This is a genomic window from Alteromonas macleodii ATCC 27126 (genome assembly GCF_000172635.2).
GTDB lineage: Bacteria > Pseudomonadota > Gammaproteobacteria > Enterobacterales > Alteromonadaceae > Alteromonas > Alteromonas macleodii.
This window is the reverse complement of record NC_018632.1, coordinates 3,963,322-3,981,767: the sequence shown is the minus strand read 5'-3', so window position 1 is coordinate 3,981,767 and position 18,446 is coordinate 3,963,322. Positions and strand designations below refer to the sequence as shown.

The following is an 18,446-nucleotide window of genomic DNA, read 5'->3' as shown; positions in this document are numbered from 1 at the left end:
TCGACTTCGTGCTTCTCTACCTAATTTAATGCCTTTCAACGCTCATTGCTTTCAAAGTTCACCGAAGTCAAAATTCATCTACCAGCGGCGGAGTAATAGCTGGTAGGTGGTTTTATCTAACAGCGACTCGCGGGGCGACGAACTTTCTGCATCGGGAAGGGCAGCACGCGCTTCCTCAAGCGATGCATATCTATCCCCGTCAATATAAAACGCGCTGGCTTCAGATGTAGGTTTACCGTCAAGGGAATAGGCGGTGTTTAACAAGTCTGACGTGGTAGTTATGTTGCTGTGCCCGATAAAGTCGGCAACGCCATCGCCATTCACATCTTTGGTGAGCCAAGCTAAATCAAGTGGCTGATTCAATTCCCCCGAATTCTGCATTGTCGACACAGCTTGATTGAATTGCGCAACAATCCTTTCAGCGTTAGCAACATTTTTGCTGATAGCTATTTGAAATCCGGTTTTTGCTAGAGGTTTTGCTGAAAAGTGGAGGGTTTCTTCATTATCGTTAGCCAGCAGTATGTTTAGCTCTCGCGCAAGCAGCTGGGTGGTAATTAAGTAAGGCGCTCTATCGTCGGCAAGTTGGCGAAATGCATCAAACGTAGTGGGGTTGCGTGACCACTTTATATCTTTCAGCAGTCTGAATGAGGGCGTATTCGCAAAGCGATTTTCAATAGCGACCCGGTTGTCTTTTAAATGAGGAAAAAGCTTTATTGCCTCAACGTCCGCCTCTTTGCTTACCGCGTAAAGGTAAATGGGTAAGTAGATATCGGATAGAACATAGTTGCTGCTATCCTCGCCCAAATTAACGTAGGCAAATTCACCGTCTAGCTTACCTGTCAGTACAGAACTGCCCAAAAAAGCTTGTCGCATAACCTGAAGTTGGATATCCAACTCCGCCTTCTGAAACACCTTTTCGAGCAGTGTGTTAACTCGAGCAGGCTCCCCATCGTCGCTTATGTAGGTCTCGAAGGAAGCTGCACCTAATTTGGTAGGGGCGGCATGTAATTGCGAAACATTTAAACAACAAAGGGCTAGGCTTATGCCTAATAAAGAAAGACGTTGAGTGAAAATAGAGAGCGAGAACGCGCTGAATCTTACCAAAGGTGAACTCCGAACTGCCGTCATACATTTACTACACTGTAATGCAGTTAGTTGCTTAATTCCAATAAACACGTACTGGCTTAAATTAACAAAATGTAAGCGACATCAATATATTGAGTGTAGTGTCCACGTTTATATTAGCTTTTATTAAGTAAAGTCATTCGCGACGATAAGCCGGTTTCACTACCAGCTTAACGTCACGAACTTGATTGCATGCGTAATTGGGGGGCGCAATTGGATGCGTATAAGCGCGCTCAATATAGGCGCTCAACATAAACGCTTATTCTCCAAAGCTTCCCGCAGGACCTGGATAAACGACAACGCTTTCAACACCGTCCTTGTTTACGCTGGCTACGCCAAAGAAGTAGTTGTCGATAACAACGTTCTCAAGCATGGCTTCGGTGACGTTACCCACATATTTACTGTATTCCCATTGCGGAGCATCAGTATGACGCCAGTATACTTTGTACCCTTTAAGTTGAGGGTTCTCTTCAGCGTCTAGGGCATCCCACTTTAAAAATGTTGAAGGTTGAACTGCACCGGCAATTTCTACATTTGCAGGTGGATTCGGTGCCCACGCCATTGCAGCAAGAGAAACAGCATTAAGGCCAGTAAGTTTGGCTGCGTAATCAAAGTCGACGCCATCCAAGGTGTCACCATAAGCAACACCGTCTTCTACGCGAAGGTCTTGATGCTGGCGGGTGTAGTTTTCGTTAGTTTCCATAATACGAATACCCGGGTAGCCCAAGTCGTTGAACGGGCGGTGATGGCCGCCACGACCAAAACGGTCCAAGCGATAAATCACCATTGTGTCTAAGTTCTCAATATACTGATCGGCAATTTTATCGATGTAACGGGCAAGGTTACGGCTTGGTGAGTCAACTTCACCCCCGGTGAAACGTCGCATGCGTGCTTCTTTATCCGTTTCGGTTACGCGTGTACCTTCAGCAAACAAGCGAGCGGTGGTGTTGTTAATCACACCGTTAACCCCTTCGATATTGCCTATCATGTCATTATTGAGCACGGCTTTAATTCGCCAGCCGTCTTTCTTAGCTTGGTTTGCCATAATACGCCCGCCGAAAAGCCCTTGCTCTTCGCCAGATAAAGCAGCATACACGATACTGCCGTTAAACTTGTAATTGGATAGTACTCGCGCAGCTTCAAGGGTACCGGCAACACCAGAGGCGTTGTCGTTTGCCCCTGGTGAGTCAGAGGTGAAGTCCATTACATCAGACACCCGTGAATCGATGTCGCCTGACATGATGACGTAACGGTCTGGATCGGTGGTACCGCGTTGTATCGCGATAACGCTAACCACTTCTACTGGGTCGGGAATACGTTTTTCTCCGCTGATGACTTCCGACTGGTAGTACACTTCTAAGCAGCCACCACACTCGGCTGAAATTTTATCAAATTCAGATTTAATCCAACGTCGCGCAGCACCAATACCACGAGTATCAGACTCGGTTTCAGAAAGGGTATGGCGTGTACCAAAGTTCACCAGCGTAGTAATGTCTTTTTCAATGTTTTCAGCAGAGACATTTTTGGCAATATCGTAAAGTGCTTGCTGCTGTTCGGTATCAGCAAAGGCTGTAGTAGATAGTGTTAGTGCAATTGCGGGGGCAATTTTTCTTAATACTAGGTTCGTAAGATAACAGGGCTGTGATTTATTCATTATTTTCTCCATGTTCTGCAAAGACCATACTGAATGCGTCGAAAATGGACAATGAATATCGATGTAATTAACTTTATTTAAGAGGAATACAATATATCGGCACGTAGCACTCCGTGCCGATATACATTTACAATTTAAAAGATCTAAGCCTATTTAAAAGTCGAAGTAAACCATACCGTAGGCGGTAACATCATCATTTTTAAGCGACTCAAGATAATCATTCGTGCTTTGCACATCATAAGCTTCCAATCCTATATAACCCGACGCTGGCTCTTCATCGAAGTTAAAGTTTGCCGATAGGGGAAAGTCGACACCCTCTATGTCTAAATTGTCTAAAATAGCAAGAGAACCCTGACTGGGTGTGGTTAGTTGGAAGTAATAAATACGGTTACCAAAAGAATCATTCCCAGACAAGGTAACGGTTACAGAGTCCGCTCCCACTGAAGACAGATCGTAAGTTTCATCATTAAAGAATGTTAAAACTTGTTGGGAAAATAAGTCGTAAGACATCAATGCTAAGTCTAATGACTCAGTGTGGGTGGATGGAAGTGTTACCTGAGCGCCCGTGTAAATAGATACTTGAACATCTGTGCCTTCGGAGCTGAAGCTGTCGAACTCGAAATTGTAAGCATCGATATACGTTTCAGGTGTGTCAAAGATAGGAACTGAAGATGAAAGTTCAGCAACATCCCAAACTTGCACATTATCAGCATAATGCATCCAGCCATCTTTTAGGCCGCGTAGTGAAACGCGCAGACTTGAGTCACTGTTGACGTTATTATTGAGCACCGAAAAAGGTACTTTTCTGACAAGCTCTGCATTACTTACTACATATGTTTCATCGAAGCTGTAATCACTAAGAACAGCAGTGTAATAGGTTTCAGCAGGATATTCCTGTGCACTGGTTAGCGTGAGAGCAATGTCTGGCCACTCTCCGCCAATGGGTCGACATACATTAGCTTCAGCCAACCAGTCTGTGTCATTGACATCGAAAACATTAGACGATGTTGTGGTAGAGACAACGACGCTGGCCATAGGCGAGGCAACAGGAACTTGACTAATATCGAATGTTACGTTGTTACATTCGCACGAGTCTTCATTGGCGAAGCCTTCAGCGATAATGCGTGTGTTTTTGATTTTATCGGCGGTAATGTCTACGTAGGTATGAACGCGAGGATAGGCAGTTTCTCCCCAATAACCTACACTTAGCATCGTATACGTTGCTACACCGGAGTAATCGATAGCGATATTTCCGTCATCATCAGCTTCATAGACAGCAGCTACTGCACCGCTGTTGTCATGGCGAACAACCATGGCTTCAGTTTGAGGTATTATCTCACCGCATGAACTAAAGTAACTTGCACTAACCACATGCTCATAGTTTGAAGTAGGCGGTGTACTTCCATTGTCGTTAGTAGGAGGTTGTGAAGAGCTACCACCGCCACATCCGGCAATAGCGGCCGCTAAGCCTGTTATTAGCAGTTGTTTGTTGTACTTCATATATTTTTCTGAAAGACATAATAGTAGGCTGACGCATGTCCAAGCAGCGCGGAGTGCCGAAATCAAACTGGTTACCCTACCAATGCTTCCAATTCCTTTTGTTTTACTATTTGATTTGTTGGTTGAGTGTTGATGTTAGCTGTTTTTTAGAAATGAAAATAGACGGCGCTTATCAGATTTAATTTATGTAAGAAGATAGGGTTAGTGTGCGAAATGCCATGTTGACCATATATAGTTTTGTATGGTCAACATGACGGGCTAGAGGTAGATTTAATGCTCAGGACATGAGCATCTTTTGCTACTACTGACCTTGCACACTTAAATAAACGCAAACGCGTCGCCAAACAGGTTCTCAACTTTTAAGCCGCGTTGTGTAAAATCATCGCGTACAACTTTGGCCATTTCAAAACGACCTGCAACGTAAACCTGAATATTGGCAAAGTCAGCGTGGTCTGCCATTACCGCATGGTGTACCCAGCCCGTTCTGCCTTTCCATTCGTCGCATGCAAACTCGACAACCGGCACAAAAGTGAAGTGCTCGTTAGTTTCAGCGAGCTCAGTTAGCTTGTCAGCTAAATACAAATCAGCCGCGTGTTTTCCACCCCAATAAAGGGTAAGTGGTGTCTTATCACCGCTGTTAAGATGCTCTTGCAGAATAGAGTAGGTATATGAGAAGCCAGTACCACCAGCAATAAGCACCATAGGCAGGCCATTACTTTGCAAAAAGGCATTGCCATTACCTACGTTTACGGTAATTTCGCCATCCGCACGCATGCGCTCTAGCACTTCACCAGCGTAGCTGTTGCCAGGCTCTGCGCCAATGTGTAATTCAATGCGGCTATTATCAAATGCGGCATTGGCAATAGAAAATGGACGCATATCTTTTTCGCCCATTACCACCATGGCGTACTGACCCGCCTTAAACTCAACAGGGCTTTCTGGCGTTAATTCAACTTTTTGAACCACTTCGGTTAAAGGCGTGATGCTTGCAACCTTACACTTAATTTCTGACATGTATTCTCTTCTAACCTTCTTGCTTAGCGTGTCGCCTTTTCATGCGCTTAAGAAAAGCGCATGCTTCAATACAAAATAAATAGCGCTGAAAATAGTCGCTACATAATACCAAGACTGTCCCAAATATCATCAACGCGTTTTTTAACGTCTTCGTCCATCACAATAGGTACGCCCCATTCTCGGTCGGTTTCGCCCGGCATCTTGTTGGTTGCATCCATGCCCATTTTAGAGCCTAGCCCTGAAACCGGTGATGCAAAATCCAAGTAGTCGATAGGCGTATTTTCTATCATTACCGTGTCGCGGGCTGGGTCCATACGGGTAGTGATGGCCCAAATAACATCGTTCCAGTCACGCGCGTTGACGTCGTCATCGCACACTATCACAAATTTGGTGTACATGAACTGGCGCAAGAACGACCACACACCCATCATCACCCGTTTCGCATGCCCAGGGTATTGTTTCTTCATCGTCACTACTGCCATACGATAAGAGCATCCTTCAGGCGGTAAGTAGAAGTCGACAATTTCAGGGAACTGCTTTTGCAAAATAGGCACAAACACTTCGTTTAGCGCAACACCTAAAATAGCTGGCTCATCTGGTGGACGGCCTGTATAGGTTGAATGATAGATAGGATCTTTACGATGGGTAATATGCGTTACCGTAAACACAGGGAAGTCATCGACTTCATTGTAATACCCGGTGTGATCGCCGTATGGACCTTCAGGCGCTGTTTCATCTTGTGCAATATAACCTTCAAGCACAATCTCGGCACTGGCAGGTACTTGTAAGTCGTTACTAATAGACTTAACTACTTCAGTTTTGTCACCACGCAGTAAGCCTGCAAAAGCATATTCAGAAAGGGTATCTGGAACAGGGGTAACCGCACCTAGTATAGTAGCGGGGTCTGCGCCAAGTGCCACAGATACCGGGTAGGGTTCGCCCGGGTGTGTTTGACACCACTCTCGAAAATCAAGGGCGCCCCCACGGTGTGACAACCAGCGCATAATAAGTTTGTTTTTGCCGATAACCTGCTGACGGTAAATGCCCAGATTCTGACGCTTCTTATGCGGCCCTTTAGTAACACTCAAACCCCATGTTACCAAAGGCGCAGCGTCACCGGGCCAGCAGCGCTGTACCGGAATTTTTGATAAGTCTACGTCGTCACCGGTAAGCACCACTTCCTGACAAGGGGCTTTTTTAAGGACTTTGGCTGGCATATTAAGCACCTGCTTAAATACTGGCAGCTTTTCCCAAAGATCTTTCAGCCCTTTAGGCGGCTCAGGCTCTTTCAAATAAGCCAGTAGCTTGCCTACTTCACGCAGTGCTTCAACAGACTCTTGACCCATGCCCATAGCTACGCGCTCTGGTGTACCAAATAAATTTGCCAATACGGGCATGTCGTGATTTTTAGGGTTTTCAAATAACAGTGCAGGGCCGCCAGCACGCAACGTCCTGTCGGCAATTTCTGTCATTTCAAGGTCGGTATCAATGGGCTGGGTAATGCGTACCAATTCACCTTTAGCTTCTAGCTGGCGAATAAAGTCGCGTAAATCTTTGTACTTCATCAGTGCAGGTGCATCCACAAACTCAATTTATGGCAAGAATATACTATTTAGCGCCAAAGTCCGATCAGTAAGCGCTGTGTTTACACGATTAAACGTTTTACAGATAAATTACGCTTTACAGAGGTGCCATTTGGGTGTGATATAAGAAAGCGTTAAAAATATTAACAAATCTAGGGCTAATAGTGCTTTGGTGTGTGCGCTTCGGTATAGGTTGTTACCATAGTGCTTTGCTGAGGTGTTTTACAGTGGCCAGCGTGCTAAATCCCTACTAACCCTTTTGCCTAAGGTGGTTACATGAGTTCATTCGATCAGGACATGTTAGACGAATTAAATTTGTTACTGAAGTTTCCAACAGACAGCCTACTTCAAGGTTTAAAAATTCATCACGATGCCAGCCAAAGCATGGTGAACGCAGCATCCAGGCTATACTCCAAAGGCCTAATCACCCAGCCAGACGGTGGTTACCTAACTGATTTAGGTATTGACCTAGCCGATCACGCCCGCCATATCCAATCGGCCATGTGCCCACGAAAAAGTAGCCACTAAAAGCAAGATGCTGGCGTACGGTTAAATGCAGGTGGTCAGCATAAAGTTGAAAGCAGATATTAGCTGGCCGCAGACGCTCATGTGTCCATTCGTAAAGAAAAGCATGTCTTGGTTAAGATAATCTATAATTAGTCGATACCTTAACTAAGACATTGTAATCAACACATACTCTTTTGCTATGAAACGTATTCTACACACAGCCTTATTTATCTGCGCGACTGTCACGGGTTTTTGCGCTCATGCTCTTGAAGGGGAAACGATTGAAGAGCTTCGCGCAGTTCAGCTTTACAGCCAAGATGCCTTAATCGATATGATTAATGCTAATACGCATTTAGACAAAGTAGTGGCTGATCGATGCCAATTAGTACAAGACATTGAAGCGCGTGCAAACGTGTTGAAAGTACCGGCCTACCAGTTTTTATGGGGAGATATGCTGGCGTGGGGCGTGTGCGTAGACGCTGAACCTGCCCGTGGTATTGGTTATATGGAAGATGCCGCGAATCAAGGTTTGCCAGCAGCACTAGAGCAATTGGGGCGTTACTATGCAAAGGGCACGCTTGTGCAGCAGGATAAATCTCGCGCCGTAGTGTATTTACGTGAAGCCGCTGCGCTTAAAAACCTAAAAGCGCAAATTCACTTGGTTGAGTTGTTTTTGGACGGTTATGGCAGTCCTTACGATTATGAAGACGCGTACCACTGGCTTTATAACTCAGTGACCAACGATAAAAAGCAGCATCAGCAAATTGCGTCTTACCTCGCTCGCTTAGAAAAATTAATGCACCCGAAAGCCGTGCGAGAGGCAAAGCGGCCTTTGGATAGTTAAAAGCCACAAGCGGCGAGGTGATAACGAACACCTGCAGGCAACTAAAATCTTTAGGGCAGAAAGGCTGGCAAACAGAACAAGCCAGCTTCTGCAAAAGCGTATTTATGTCCGTAGCACATCTATGTCTTTACGTAGGCTTAACGCTTACGCCAGCCAGTAAGCATAGGGCGAACTAACTGAATATTACCCATACGTTGTACAGCAAACACGGAAGCAATATGCACCAACACACAGGCGTACAATACATCAGCCATAATACTGTGTATCCATTCCAGCGTGCTATTTCCAAACAGTGCGTCTATTTCTTCCATCATAAAACCGGTAATACCTAACCCAAGCAAAAGGGCAATAACTGCCATCACCATAAGCCAGCCAAATGGATTGTGGCCATGAGTACGTGGGATTTGTTTATGCTTTAAGTGCTGAAGATGTTCTCTAAAGGCCTGCTTGCTTAGCGAAATAGTGGAGAAGCTAGCGTAAGCTGTGGAGCCCTTTTTGTTGGGATTAGCTGAATATAAGCCCCAAGCAACGCGTATAGATATAAGCGCTACGCCCACATAGCCCGCTATTTCATGAAAAAGCCGGCCCGGCTCTACAATAAAGTAGTTGGTTATAAAAATTGCAACAATGCCCCAGTGGCATACGCGCACTACCCGATCCCAAACATAAATATCTGAACCCGTGTCTTTAGCTTTGTGCATTACGTGACTTTCTCAGGGTAAAACAAAAACGCTGCAATAGTTTGCAGCGTTTTTATCAAGTTTTAAAGCAAGTGTTCGATGAACCGTTTGCTAAACAGAATTTAGTGCATTTCTTTTTTAACAATGCTGCCATCAACAGGGTTAAAGTAAATCTCTACTTTGTTCTCTTCTTTATCGAAGCCGTAGATTTCGTAGCAGTTACCGCCTGTCACTTTAAATTCGTTGATTTTGTAGCCTTGCGCTAACAGCTGAGCCTGAAACGCATCTTGGTTTTGCCATTCAGCTTCCGGCGCAGTAGTACACTGAGTGGTGCCGTGCTCTGCACTACATGCGCTTAATAAGGTCGCGGCGCCAATAGCAGTAGCCATCATTAGTTTTTTCATTGCAGTCTCCGTTTCGCTTTTTATTTAAAAGTTCTTTCTATCCTACTTAAATATTGTACTGACATTGTTCTTTTGTGCATAGAGGTTGCACTACTTTGTTGTACAGAATTGAGTTCTGTTTGGTTTTATAACGGGGCACAGAATACTTGTCATAAAATTGCCTCCGACATGTCACGGATAGTTCATCGAACCGTCTCAAAAGCGTTCTACATTTTTGGGCTTTGATATTTCTAAACACTAGGCAATGTCGCCAATCTGTCGGCGAAATGTTTAAAAAATACATAAAACACCCAATAAGCACACAAAAGGAATGATTTGATGCGTCCTCTGTACCCACGAACGGTTTACCCACGCTCTCTGCTTGCCACAACAATTGCATTTGCGCTATCAAGCGCCGCAATTGCACAAGAAGTAGCGCCTGACACAGAAAACGAACATAACTATATAGAAGAGATTACGGTAACCGCACAAATGCGTGAGCAGTCCGTTATGGATGTGCCTGTTACTATGGATGTAATAGGTAGCGAGTTCTTAGAGCGCACCAATATCATGGAACTTGATGAGCTTTCTCGAATTTTACCTAACGTTCAAATTCAAGAGCAGGCCGTAAGCTTACCGTCTTTTAATATTCGGGGCGTGACTGACGACGTATCTTCGGTATCGGCAACGCCTCGCATCTCTGTATATCAAGATGGCTTCGATATCAGTAAGAAAACCGTAGCCAGTGTCGCACTTTACGATATCGCTCGCGTTGAAGTGTTAAAAGGCCCCCAGCCAACCTTATTTGGTGTGGCGGCAGCCAATGGTGCGGTGAGTATTCACTCTAATCTTCCCACCTTCGAACAAGAAGGCAAGGTACAGGTTGGCTATAACTCAGAAGAAGGCCAAGAAGTTGAATTCATGTATAACCAGCCTATTAACGATAACCACAGTTTTCGTATAGCAGGTCTTTATCGCGAAATGGACGGCATTGTAGAAAACAATGCCTGTAGCGCTGACTCTTATTACGGTAATGCAAATATGTACAACCATCTTGGTGAAGAAGTGCCGTGCAACAGCGAAGATCTTCAGGGTGTTTCAGTACAAGCACTACGTGCAACATGGCGAGCGAATTACGATCAGCTTGAAATCATTGCGCGCGCAGCCATGGAGTATAACGACCAGCCGGGCATTGCCTTCAAATCAGGCTCTATCGCCCCCAATGGCGGAGATACTAGCCCTTTTACTGATGCCGAATTTAGTTTAGGCAGTGAACTAGGCATTGAACGAACGCTTCAAGCTTATGACTTAACCGTAAACTACGATTTCAACCAAACGCTCAGTCTGCATGCCGACGCATACTATAAAGATGTAGAGGTAAGCGAGGGATTTGACGCCGACGGTTCTGCTTTGCGTATTCAAGATGCCTATTTCGATAACGACGCTACGCTTAAAGGTGCGTCAATGCGTTTAGTGTATGACTCGGGTGATAAATTGGCCGCGTTTGTAGGTGCGTCTATTACTCAAGACGACTCTATTTTGCCCTATTGTGTAATGGTCGACCCATTTGTACGTGGTACCTTCGATGCGGTAAAAGCACAGCTTGAGGCCACCTCAAACATTCCGCTAAATCAGAATATCGCTACTGACGCATCGTTAGAAGAAATAGAAGCACTGCGTGCGATGTTAGTGTCGCAACTGTTTAATGAAGATGGCTCTCCTATTTCTAATCCTGCATTGCCGCCTATTCTGATACAAGGGCCGTTTATATTTGAAGCTGAACTTGATATAGCGTCTTATGTTGCTGAGGTGTCGTATTTTGTTACCGACGACATCAACATTACTGCTGGCGTGCGCTATATCGACGAAACACGTTATACCCGTAATACTTATACTACTGCAGACGGTACATTTACTTTCGATGCCGAGCGTGACTTTGACGATACCCTGCCACGCTTCGCAGTAAGCTACGATGTAAACAACAACTGGAACTTATATGCGAACTATGCCAAAGGCCGTCGTTCACCGGTTGTGGATGCAAACGCCGGTGGCGTTAGCGTAACTAAACCTGAAATAGTAGACAGTTACGATTTAGGTATTAAATACCAAAGCGCGAACTTCCTGTTCTCAGGTGCCATTTTCACCTACGAATACAGCGATTATCAGCAAAGCTTTACCGACGCGGTAACCTTACAGTCTATTACTGTAACGGTAGGCGACTCGACCATGTCGGGTATTGAAGGCATGGCGACCTATAACTACAGCGAGACGCTGACGCTAACAGCAAGCCTTGGTTTCCTTGACGCTGAATTTGCAGACAATACTGCTGATGGATCTGAGTTCCAATACGGTGGCAATAAGTTCCGCTTAGCGCCAGAAGTTAGCGGCGCGATAAACATCAACAAAGTATTCAATATGGACAGTTTTGACATCGATGTTAACTGGCTTACCAGCTTCCAGTCAGAAGTGTTTTTTGAAAGCAGCAATTACCCTGGTCTTTCTCAAGATACTTACTCACTGACTGATGTATCGGTTAAGCTGCTTCAAGACAACAGCAAGTTTGCCTATGAGTTTTATGTGAACAACCTGTTTGATAAAGAGTTCTTGATTGATGCTGGTAATACGGGCGGTGGATTGGGGATTCCTACCTTCGTACGCGGCATGCCACGCATTGCTGGTGTGCGTGTTTATTATGAGTTTTAGAAGTAAAGAATAAGAGAGTACCTATTCCCGTCAATATGCCCCTATCTTGATGGGAGTAGGACGTAACTTAAATTGTATGGGTCACAAGAAGGAGTATCAGAGACTCTGATTTTATTCGGTGCGATTTAACTATAACGTCTTGCACTCTGTCTTTGGTGATGAAAAGTAAAAGAAGACATTTAATGCTAGTGCAGCTACAATAAAGATTCTCAAAGAACCTCGGAGAATCTACATGCCTTTAAAAGCTACCTCAGTAAGATTAGATGACGAAACACTTGCACGTGTAGGCGAAATGGCTAAGGCGATGGATAGACCTAGGGCGTGGCTGATGGCCGAAGCCATCAAGCAGTATGTTGCTCGCGAAGAGTGGTTTATCCAAGAGGTGGAAAAAGGAGTGAAAGCCGCTGATGAGGGACGTTTGACCGACCATACTGATGTCAAAACTAAGTGGGAGGCTAAGCGTGCAGCTCAAATGGACTGATCTTGCAGGTACCGATTTAGAGAAAATTGAAGCTCATATTGCTCAAGAAAATAGCCCCTCTGTAGCTATTGACGTTGTCATGAACATTATTGATAGTTCGCACCTAGTCCTATCAGAACATCCTAGAGCAGGCCGTCATGGCCGATTGAAGAATACGCGTGAACTTGTAATTAATGGCCTGCCGTTTATCGTTATATATCGAGAAAACATCACTACAAATTGCATCGAAATACTACGTGTTCTTCATGATGCTCAGCAATGGCCCAACGCAGATTAAAAACAAACTATTTGTGGAAAGCACTAAGCTCGTTGTCAGACTTGTAAGGTAGCGTTTGTAGCCTTTAACTTTATAAATAACGTGCATAGGCTAGAGCCTATACACGCTTAAAAACTTGTAGAACGCTATGCCTTAATCTCATAGCTATGCGTATTAACCACTTTGCCTGCTTTGGTCAAAATCGCATCTACATAGTGCCACGTTGCTTTTGCGCTATCTTGGCTAACGGTTAAAGTCATGAACCCGCGCTGGTGGAGGTTACAGTACTGCAAATCTTCTATAAGAAGCGGTAGGTCGTCTGCAAGGGTTTTAGCTTTTTCATCCCCCATGCTTAGGTAATGTTCCATACCGGGTGACGTCACGCCTGGTGTGGCAAGTTCAACTCCCACCTCCGTGCCGTCTTTAAGGGTTAATTTATTGTGCCAAGCATTATGTGTATCACCGGCAAGGGCAATAACTGGCTTGCCGATGGACTTAAGCTGCATCAGCACCTGTTCCCGCTCAACAGGGTAGCCATCCCATGCGTCTAAGTTGTAAGGCATTACGGTATTGATAAGCGCAAGCTCTTGCTCACTAAGTGCACCACCTTGCTTTTGTTTGCGTTTGATATTCGCGAGCCTATGTACATGATCAGGTATTGCTTTGCGTTCAACGCCATTAAAAATCGATACAGGGAAAAGCATACGGCCTATTAATAGCTGTTGCCCTAACACCTGCCATTTAGCCTGGCTTTGCTGCATAGACGAGTGGAGCCAGGTGCGTTGTGTTTCACCGAGTAAACCGCGGTTCGGGTTGCCGATGTCTTTCATAAAGCGTGCTTGGTCAAACGCTTTAGTTTCAGCATCGCGATAGTTGGCGTATTCAAGCTGTTTGTCGCGAGCAAGAACGCGGGTGTCGAGCATGTATAAGTCAAGAAGCTTACCAAAGGTAAACTGACGATAAATTTCTAAGCGCTCGGTGCCAAAAGGTGGGCGTATCGGTAACCACTCATAATAAGCTTGCACGGCCGCAGCACGACGTTCATAAAAATCGCCTTCATCCGCTTGGTGATTTTCAGCACCGTCTTTGTAGGTGTCGTTTGTAACTTCATGGTCATCCCACACAACAATAAACGGCTTGTTTTGGTGTAATGCCAACAGGCCTTCATCCGTGCGATACAGCGCATAGCGGTTGCGATAGTCAGTGAGAGTGTAAAGCTCTGTGTCGTTATCAGGCGCATAGGTCCTGCCAATTTCCTTGGCGTGCTCAGTTGCGTAACCTTCGCCATCGTACTCATAAATGTAGTCACCAAGGTGTAATACATAGTCAATGTTGTCGTCTTTCGCTGCTTCCATGTAAGGCGTGAAAAAGCCAGCGGGGTAGTTGGAACAAGAAAATATGCCGAACGTGACATTAGACACATCGACTTCAGGTAGCGTACGGGTTTCTCCAACAGGGCTTGTATTATTAGCGCTTTTGAAGCGGTAAAAATAACGACGAGCTGGACTAAGTCCTGCTACATCGACTTTTACGGTAAAATCATGGATTGCTTTGGCTTCAACAATACCGCTACTTATCACATTGGCAAAATCAGCATCGCTTGCCATTTCCCATAAAATATCGGCCTTGGCTAAACCTGACTTTGAGCCCGAACCTGAGCCCAAATTTGATGTGGGCACGGCGCGCGTCCAAATAATCACGGCGTCTTTTAATGGGTCTCCACTCGCCACACCATGGGTAAAGGTAGCGTTGGTTTGCGGTTGGCTGTTTGCTGAAGCGCTAACAGTACAGCCTGCTAGCCCTGTAGACACTGCTACGCTCGCGCCTGCGAGTGACGACAGCTTTATAAACGATCTTCTATCCATATGCCTGCTCTTTATAAGGTTTGTAAGGTATCCGGTGATGTCATTGTTTTGTTGAACGCTCATGCAACAAAAACGAAAACCCATTTTTATACTGAGTGTTTGTGACATAGAGATGTCAGGCTGAGAATCCATAATAACAGTCAATGTTTTACTGCAAATACTGTTATACTGTGCAGCAAATAACCACATGAACCAAAAATGGTTCGTGTGTCTAAACAATCATATTTATGTTTTCTAAAGGGCTTTGAAGTACTAAGCCACAAACGAAAACACGTTGAACAAAATACGAAAGGTAAATTTAAAATACATGAGTGATGATCCGCATTATCAGCGCGAGAAAGAGAAGTACGAAAATCCGGTAGCCAGCCGCGAATATTTAATGAGTTTATTAAAAGAGCACGACAAGCCGTTGTCGTTTCTTGATATCTGTAACTTGGTGAACGCCTTCGACGAAGAAGCGCGAATTGGAATTCAGCGCCGACTACGTGCCATGGAGCGCGAAGGTCAGGTGCAATTTACCAAGCAGAAAAAATACATTCTCCAAAACCGTGATGAACTCATTAAAGGCAGAATTATTGGTCACCGTGATGGCTACGGCTTTTTGCGTCCTGAAGATAAGAGCGGTGATTTATTTATCAGTGCTGGGCAAATGAACCTGTTCCTTCACGACGATGTGGTAGAAGCGCGCATTAGCGGAACCGATCGCCGCGGAAGAAAAGAAGCGTTTGTTACGCAAGTCATAGAGCCACGCAGCGAGCCAATTGTTGGCCGCTACTTTGTTGAACAAGGTTTTGGCATGGTTGTGCCAGATGACAGCCGGTTGCAGCACGAAATTGTTATTCCACCAGAGAGCACACACGGTGCTCGAATGGGGCAGGTGGTTGTGGTAGAGCTTACCCAGCGTCCACGCCGTAAAATGAGTCCGGTGGGGAAGATTGTTGAAGTACTTGGTGAACATATGGCGCCAGGTATGGAAATAGAAATGGCACTTCGCACGTTTGATATTCCGCACCAGTGGCCAAATGGCGTAACCAAGCAAGTGGAAAAGCTTACCGATCAAGTGCCCGATGAAGCCAAGGAAGGTCGCATCGATTTACGCCAGCTTCCGCTGGTCACTATCGATGGTGAAGACGCCCGCGACTTCGATGACGCGGTATATTGCGAACCGCTAGACGATGGCGGCTGGCAGCTGTGGGTAGCCATAGCCGATGTAAGTCATTATGTAAGAACAGGCTCAGCCCTTGATGATGAAGCGCAGCAGCGCGGTAACTCGGTTTACTTCCCTGACCAAGTAATTCCTATGCTACCGGAAGTGCTGTCAAACGGCTTGTGTTCATTAAACCCTGAAGTCGACCGCCTATGTATGGTGTGTGAAATGACCATCAGTGCAAATGGCAAACTAGAAGAATTCCAGTTTTACGAAGCGGTCATGAACTCACACGCCCGTTTAACGTACACTAAAGTGTGGAATATTCTGCAGGGCGACAAAGAACTTCATCAGCGTTACGAGCCTCATGTACCTCATTTACGTAATCTTCACGACTTGTACCGCGCGCTCAAAAAAGCTCGTGCTAAGCGCGGGGCGATTGAATTTGAAACCCAAGAAGTGAAGTTTGTATTCAACGCCCAGCGGAAGATTGAAAATATTGTGCCGCTGGTGCGTAACGACGCGCACAAGCTTATTGAAGAGTGCATGATCATGGCAAACGTGAGTGCGGCTCTTATGCTTGAAAAGCATGAGGCGCCTGCGCTATATCGTGTGCACGACAAACCAGACGCCGACAGGCTTACCGCATTTACCAGTTACTTAAGTGAAATCGGTATTCCTCATCGCATTGTTGAAGACGCGGAGCCTGCCGCATTTACCGATGTGGTGCTTAAAACCCGCGGTCGAGTGGACGAAGAACTAATTCAAACCATGCTGCTGCGCTCAATGAAGCAAGCGGTTTACGACGGTGACAACGTAGGTCACTTTGGGTTGGCGCTAGAAGCTTACGCGCACTTCACGTCACCTATCCGTCGCTACCCAGACTTGGTCGTGCACCGTGCGCTAAAAGGCATTATTGCTAAACAGCAGGGCAAAAAAGCAGTCAGTGGCGCGAAAAACTACACCGTTGAAGAAATTGAACAGTTAGGCGAGCAGTGTTCAATGACAGAGCGCCGCGCCGATGATGCCACCCGTGACGTAGCTGACTGGCTTAAGTGCGAGTTTATGCTCGACCACGTCGGCGACACCTTTGAAGGGGTGGTCAGCTCGGTCACTAACTTTGGTTTATTTATACGCCTTACCGAATACCACATCGACGGCCTAGTACATATAACATCGCTAGATGATGACTATTATCACTATGACGATGTAAAACAAGCGCTGGTTGGTGAGTCGGGCCATCGCCAGTTCAGATTGGGTGATACGGTTGAAGTAACCGTAGCAGCGGTCAACCTTGATGAAAGAAAGATTGATTTATTACTCGATAAGTCTATGCTGCGCGGCACTAAGGGTAAGAAGGTAAAAGTGAGGTCTGCGAAAAAGGCTTCAGATAAACCTACTCGTTTTGATAACAAATCACGCTCTGATAAAGGCTCGCGTTCTGATAAAAAAGGGAACAAAGGCAAAGGCGGCTCAAGCTCGTCTAGTCGTAGCGGTGGAAAATCGTCAAGTCGCGGCAGCGCCAAAGGCGGTAGTAGCGGCAAAACACTGTCATTGAATAAAAGAGGTAAGCGTTAAATGGCGCAGCAAGAATGGTTATACGGTTTACATGCCATGCAGTCGGTACTTGAAAAAGAACCCGAGCGTGTAATGGAAGTGTTAGTGTTAAAAGGTCGCAATGACGAGCGCCTAACCAACATTGTTAACCAAGCCCGTCGTTTCGGTATTTCCGTTCAGTTTTGTCAGCGCAAAGCGCTAGATGACAAAGTAAGCGGTGAGCAACACCAAGGCGTGGTAGCAAGAGCGAAACCAGCCCGCGTGCTAGATGAAGCTGACTTAGACAAAATTTTAGAAAGCGAAGCGCAGCCTTTAATCTTGGTACTAGACGGTGTGACCGACCCGCATAATCTAGGTGCGTGCCTGCGTACTGCAGATGGAGCAGGGGTGCACGCGGTAGTAGTACCGAAAGATAAATCAGCAAGCTTAAACGGCACAGTAAGAAAGGTGGCCTGTGGTGCAGCTGAAGTGGTTCCACTTATTCAAATCACGAACCTGGCCAGAACTTTGAAGCACCTTCAAGATAAAGGCCTTTGGATTGTTGGCACAGCCGGTGAAACCGATAAGACCCTTTATGATGTAGACCTGAAAGGCCCAACTGCATTAGTAATGGGGGCTGAAGGTAAGGGCATGCGTAGACTCACCAAAGAAACATGCGATGAGTTGGTGAAGCTCCCTATGGCTGGCAGTGTGACAAGTTTAAATGTGTCGGTAGCAACCGGCGTGTGCTTATACGAGATCGTAAGACAGCGCAGTTTATGAGACTAAGTTGCTAGAATTGAGCCTCTAATGAGTTTTCAATTGGTTTTTAAAAAAGCGTGTACCTTTGGGTACACGCTTTTTTTATATTTAAGTAAAACTTATAAAGAGTTTAATATTTTGTTACATTTGAATTTGTGAAATTAATGTTAATTATAGTCTTTTATTCCTACCATGAATCTGCTCGTAATACACATTTGGCGCGCTCTTCATAAGTTGTGTTGTTTTTTTGTGCATTTTTAAAGGTATTAAAAATGCTCACCAGGGTTAAGGCAACATACTCAACAGCCTGATTCGCCGCCTAATATGAGCTCTGTAAATAATTGGTAATACCGTTTATTTGCATACCTGACAAACGGGTAGGTCGTTGCAACGCAGTTGCGTCGGT

15 protein-coding genes are annotated in these 18,446 nt (G+C 45.4%); 7 read left to right on the top strand and 8 right to left on the bottom strand.

Features of this window, described 5'->3' with window-relative positions:
- Positions 1–78 precede the first annotated feature (78 nt).
- From MASE_RS16965 to ubiD, 5 genes are all read right to left on the bottom strand, one after another.
- Complete coding sequence (locus tag MASE_RS16965; protein WP_014950930.1) at positions 79–1,104, bottom strand: substrate-binding periplasmic protein; 1,026 nt, start codon at positions 1,102–1,104, stop codon at positions 79–81.
- A 280-nt stretch (positions 1,105–1,384) separates the two neighbouring features.
- Positions 1,385–2,779: a M28 family metallopeptidase gene (locus MASE_RS16960; RefSeq protein WP_014950929.1), complete on the bottom strand. Its 1,395-nt coding sequence runs from the start codon at positions 2,777–2,779 to the stop codon at positions 1,385–1,387.
- 153 nt (positions 2,780–2,932) lie between these two features.
- Positions 2,933–4,279, bottom strand: a complete 1,347-nt coding sequence (locus MASE_RS16955; RefSeq protein ID WP_014950928.1) for a hypothetical protein — start codon at positions 4,277–4,279, stop codon at positions 2,933–2,935.
- Positions 4,280–4,597: 318 nt separating this feature from the next.
- Positions 4,598–5,293: an NAD(P)H-flavin reductase gene (gene fre / locus MASE_RS16950; protein WP_014950927.1), complete on the bottom strand. Its 696-nt coding sequence runs from the start codon at positions 5,291–5,293 to the stop codon at positions 4,598–4,600.
- A 98-nt stretch (positions 5,294–5,391) separates the two neighbouring features.
- On the bottom strand, positions 5,392–6,858 hold the full coding sequence (ubiD, locus tag MASE_RS16945) for a 4-hydroxy-3-polyprenylbenzoate decarboxylase (protein ID WP_014950926.1): 1,467 nt from the start codon (positions 6,856–6,858) through the stop codon (positions 5,392–5,394).
- Between the two features lie 294 nt (positions 6,859–7,152).
- Between ubiD and MASE_RS16940 the strand changes: the two genes are divergently transcribed.
- Together MASE_RS16940 and MASE_RS16935 are read left to right on the top strand one after the other, a co-directional pair.
- On the top strand, positions 7,153–7,404 hold the full coding sequence (locus MASE_RS16940) for a TIGR02647 family protein (protein ID WP_014950925.1): 252 nt from the start codon (positions 7,153–7,155) through the stop codon (positions 7,402–7,404).
- A 178-nt stretch (positions 7,405–7,582) separates the two neighbouring features.
- Complete coding sequence (locus MASE_RS16935) at positions 7,583–8,227, top strand: tetratricopeptide repeat protein (RefSeq protein ID WP_014950924.1); 645 nt, start codon at positions 7,583–7,585, stop codon at positions 8,225–8,227.
- Between the two features lie 137 nt (positions 8,228–8,364).
- On the opposite strand, the gene MASE_RS16930 is transcribed toward MASE_RS16935, so the two are convergent.
- Both MASE_RS16930 and MASE_RS16925 read right to left on the bottom strand, forming a co-directional pair.
- Positions 8,365–8,928: a cytochrome b/b6 domain-containing protein gene (locus MASE_RS16930; RefSeq protein ID WP_014950923.1), complete on the bottom strand. Its 564-nt coding sequence runs from the start codon at positions 8,926–8,928 to the stop codon at positions 8,365–8,367.
- A 101-nt stretch (positions 8,929–9,029) separates the two neighbouring features.
- Entirely contained in the window at positions 9,030–9,311 is a 282-nt protein-coding gene (locus MASE_RS16925; RefSeq protein ID WP_014950922.1) for a PepSY domain-containing protein, read from the bottom strand.
- 318 nt (positions 9,312–9,629) lie between these two features.
- Here MASE_RS16925 and MASE_RS16920 point away from each other — a divergent pair, with 318 nt between their 5' ends.
- The 3 genes from MASE_RS16920 to MASE_RS16910 all read left to right on the top strand — a co-directional run bounded on the left by MASE_RS16920 (position 9,630) and on the right by MASE_RS16910 (position 12,751).
- Positions 9,630–11,993, top strand: coding sequence for a TonB-dependent receptor (locus tag MASE_RS16920; protein WP_014950921.1), 2,364 nt, complete (start codon positions 9,630–9,632; stop codon positions 11,991–11,993).
- A gap of 232 nt (positions 11,994–12,225) precedes the next feature.
- A complete protein-coding gene (locus MASE_RS16915; RefSeq protein ID WP_014950920.1) occupies positions 12,226–12,474 on the top strand; it encodes a CopG family ribbon-helix-helix protein in 249 nt (82 codons plus the stop codon).
- A complete protein-coding gene (locus MASE_RS16910; RefSeq protein ID WP_014950919.1) occupies positions 12,455–12,751 on the top strand; it encodes a type II toxin-antitoxin system RelE/ParE family toxin in 297 nt (98 codons plus the stop codon). The genes MASE_RS16915 and MASE_RS16910 overlap by 20 nt, the downstream gene beginning before the upstream one ends.
- 125 nt (positions 12,752–12,876) lie before the next feature.
- Here the strand turns inward: MASE_RS16910 and MASE_RS16905 are convergent, their stop codons facing one another.
- On the bottom strand, positions 12,877–14,595 hold the full coding sequence (locus MASE_RS16905) for an alkaline phosphatase D family protein (RefSeq protein WP_014950918.1): 1,719 nt from the start codon (positions 14,593–14,595) through the stop codon (positions 12,877–12,879).
- 307 nt (positions 14,596–14,902) lie between these two features.
- Here MASE_RS16905 and rnr point away from each other — a divergent pair, with 307 nt between their 5' ends.
- Both rnr and rlmB read left to right on the top strand, forming a co-directional pair.
- Positions 14,903–17,320, top strand: a complete 2,418-nt coding sequence (gene rnr / locus MASE_RS16900) for a ribonuclease R (RefSeq protein WP_014950917.1) — start codon at positions 14,903–14,905, stop codon at positions 17,318–17,320.
- On the top strand, positions 17,321–18,061 hold the full coding sequence (gene rlmB, locus MASE_RS16895) for a 23S rRNA (guanosine(2251)-2'-O)-methyltransferase RlmB (RefSeq protein ID WP_014950916.1): 741 nt from the start codon (positions 17,321–17,323) through the stop codon (positions 18,059–18,061).
- Positions 18,062–18,446 lie beyond the last annotated feature (385 nt).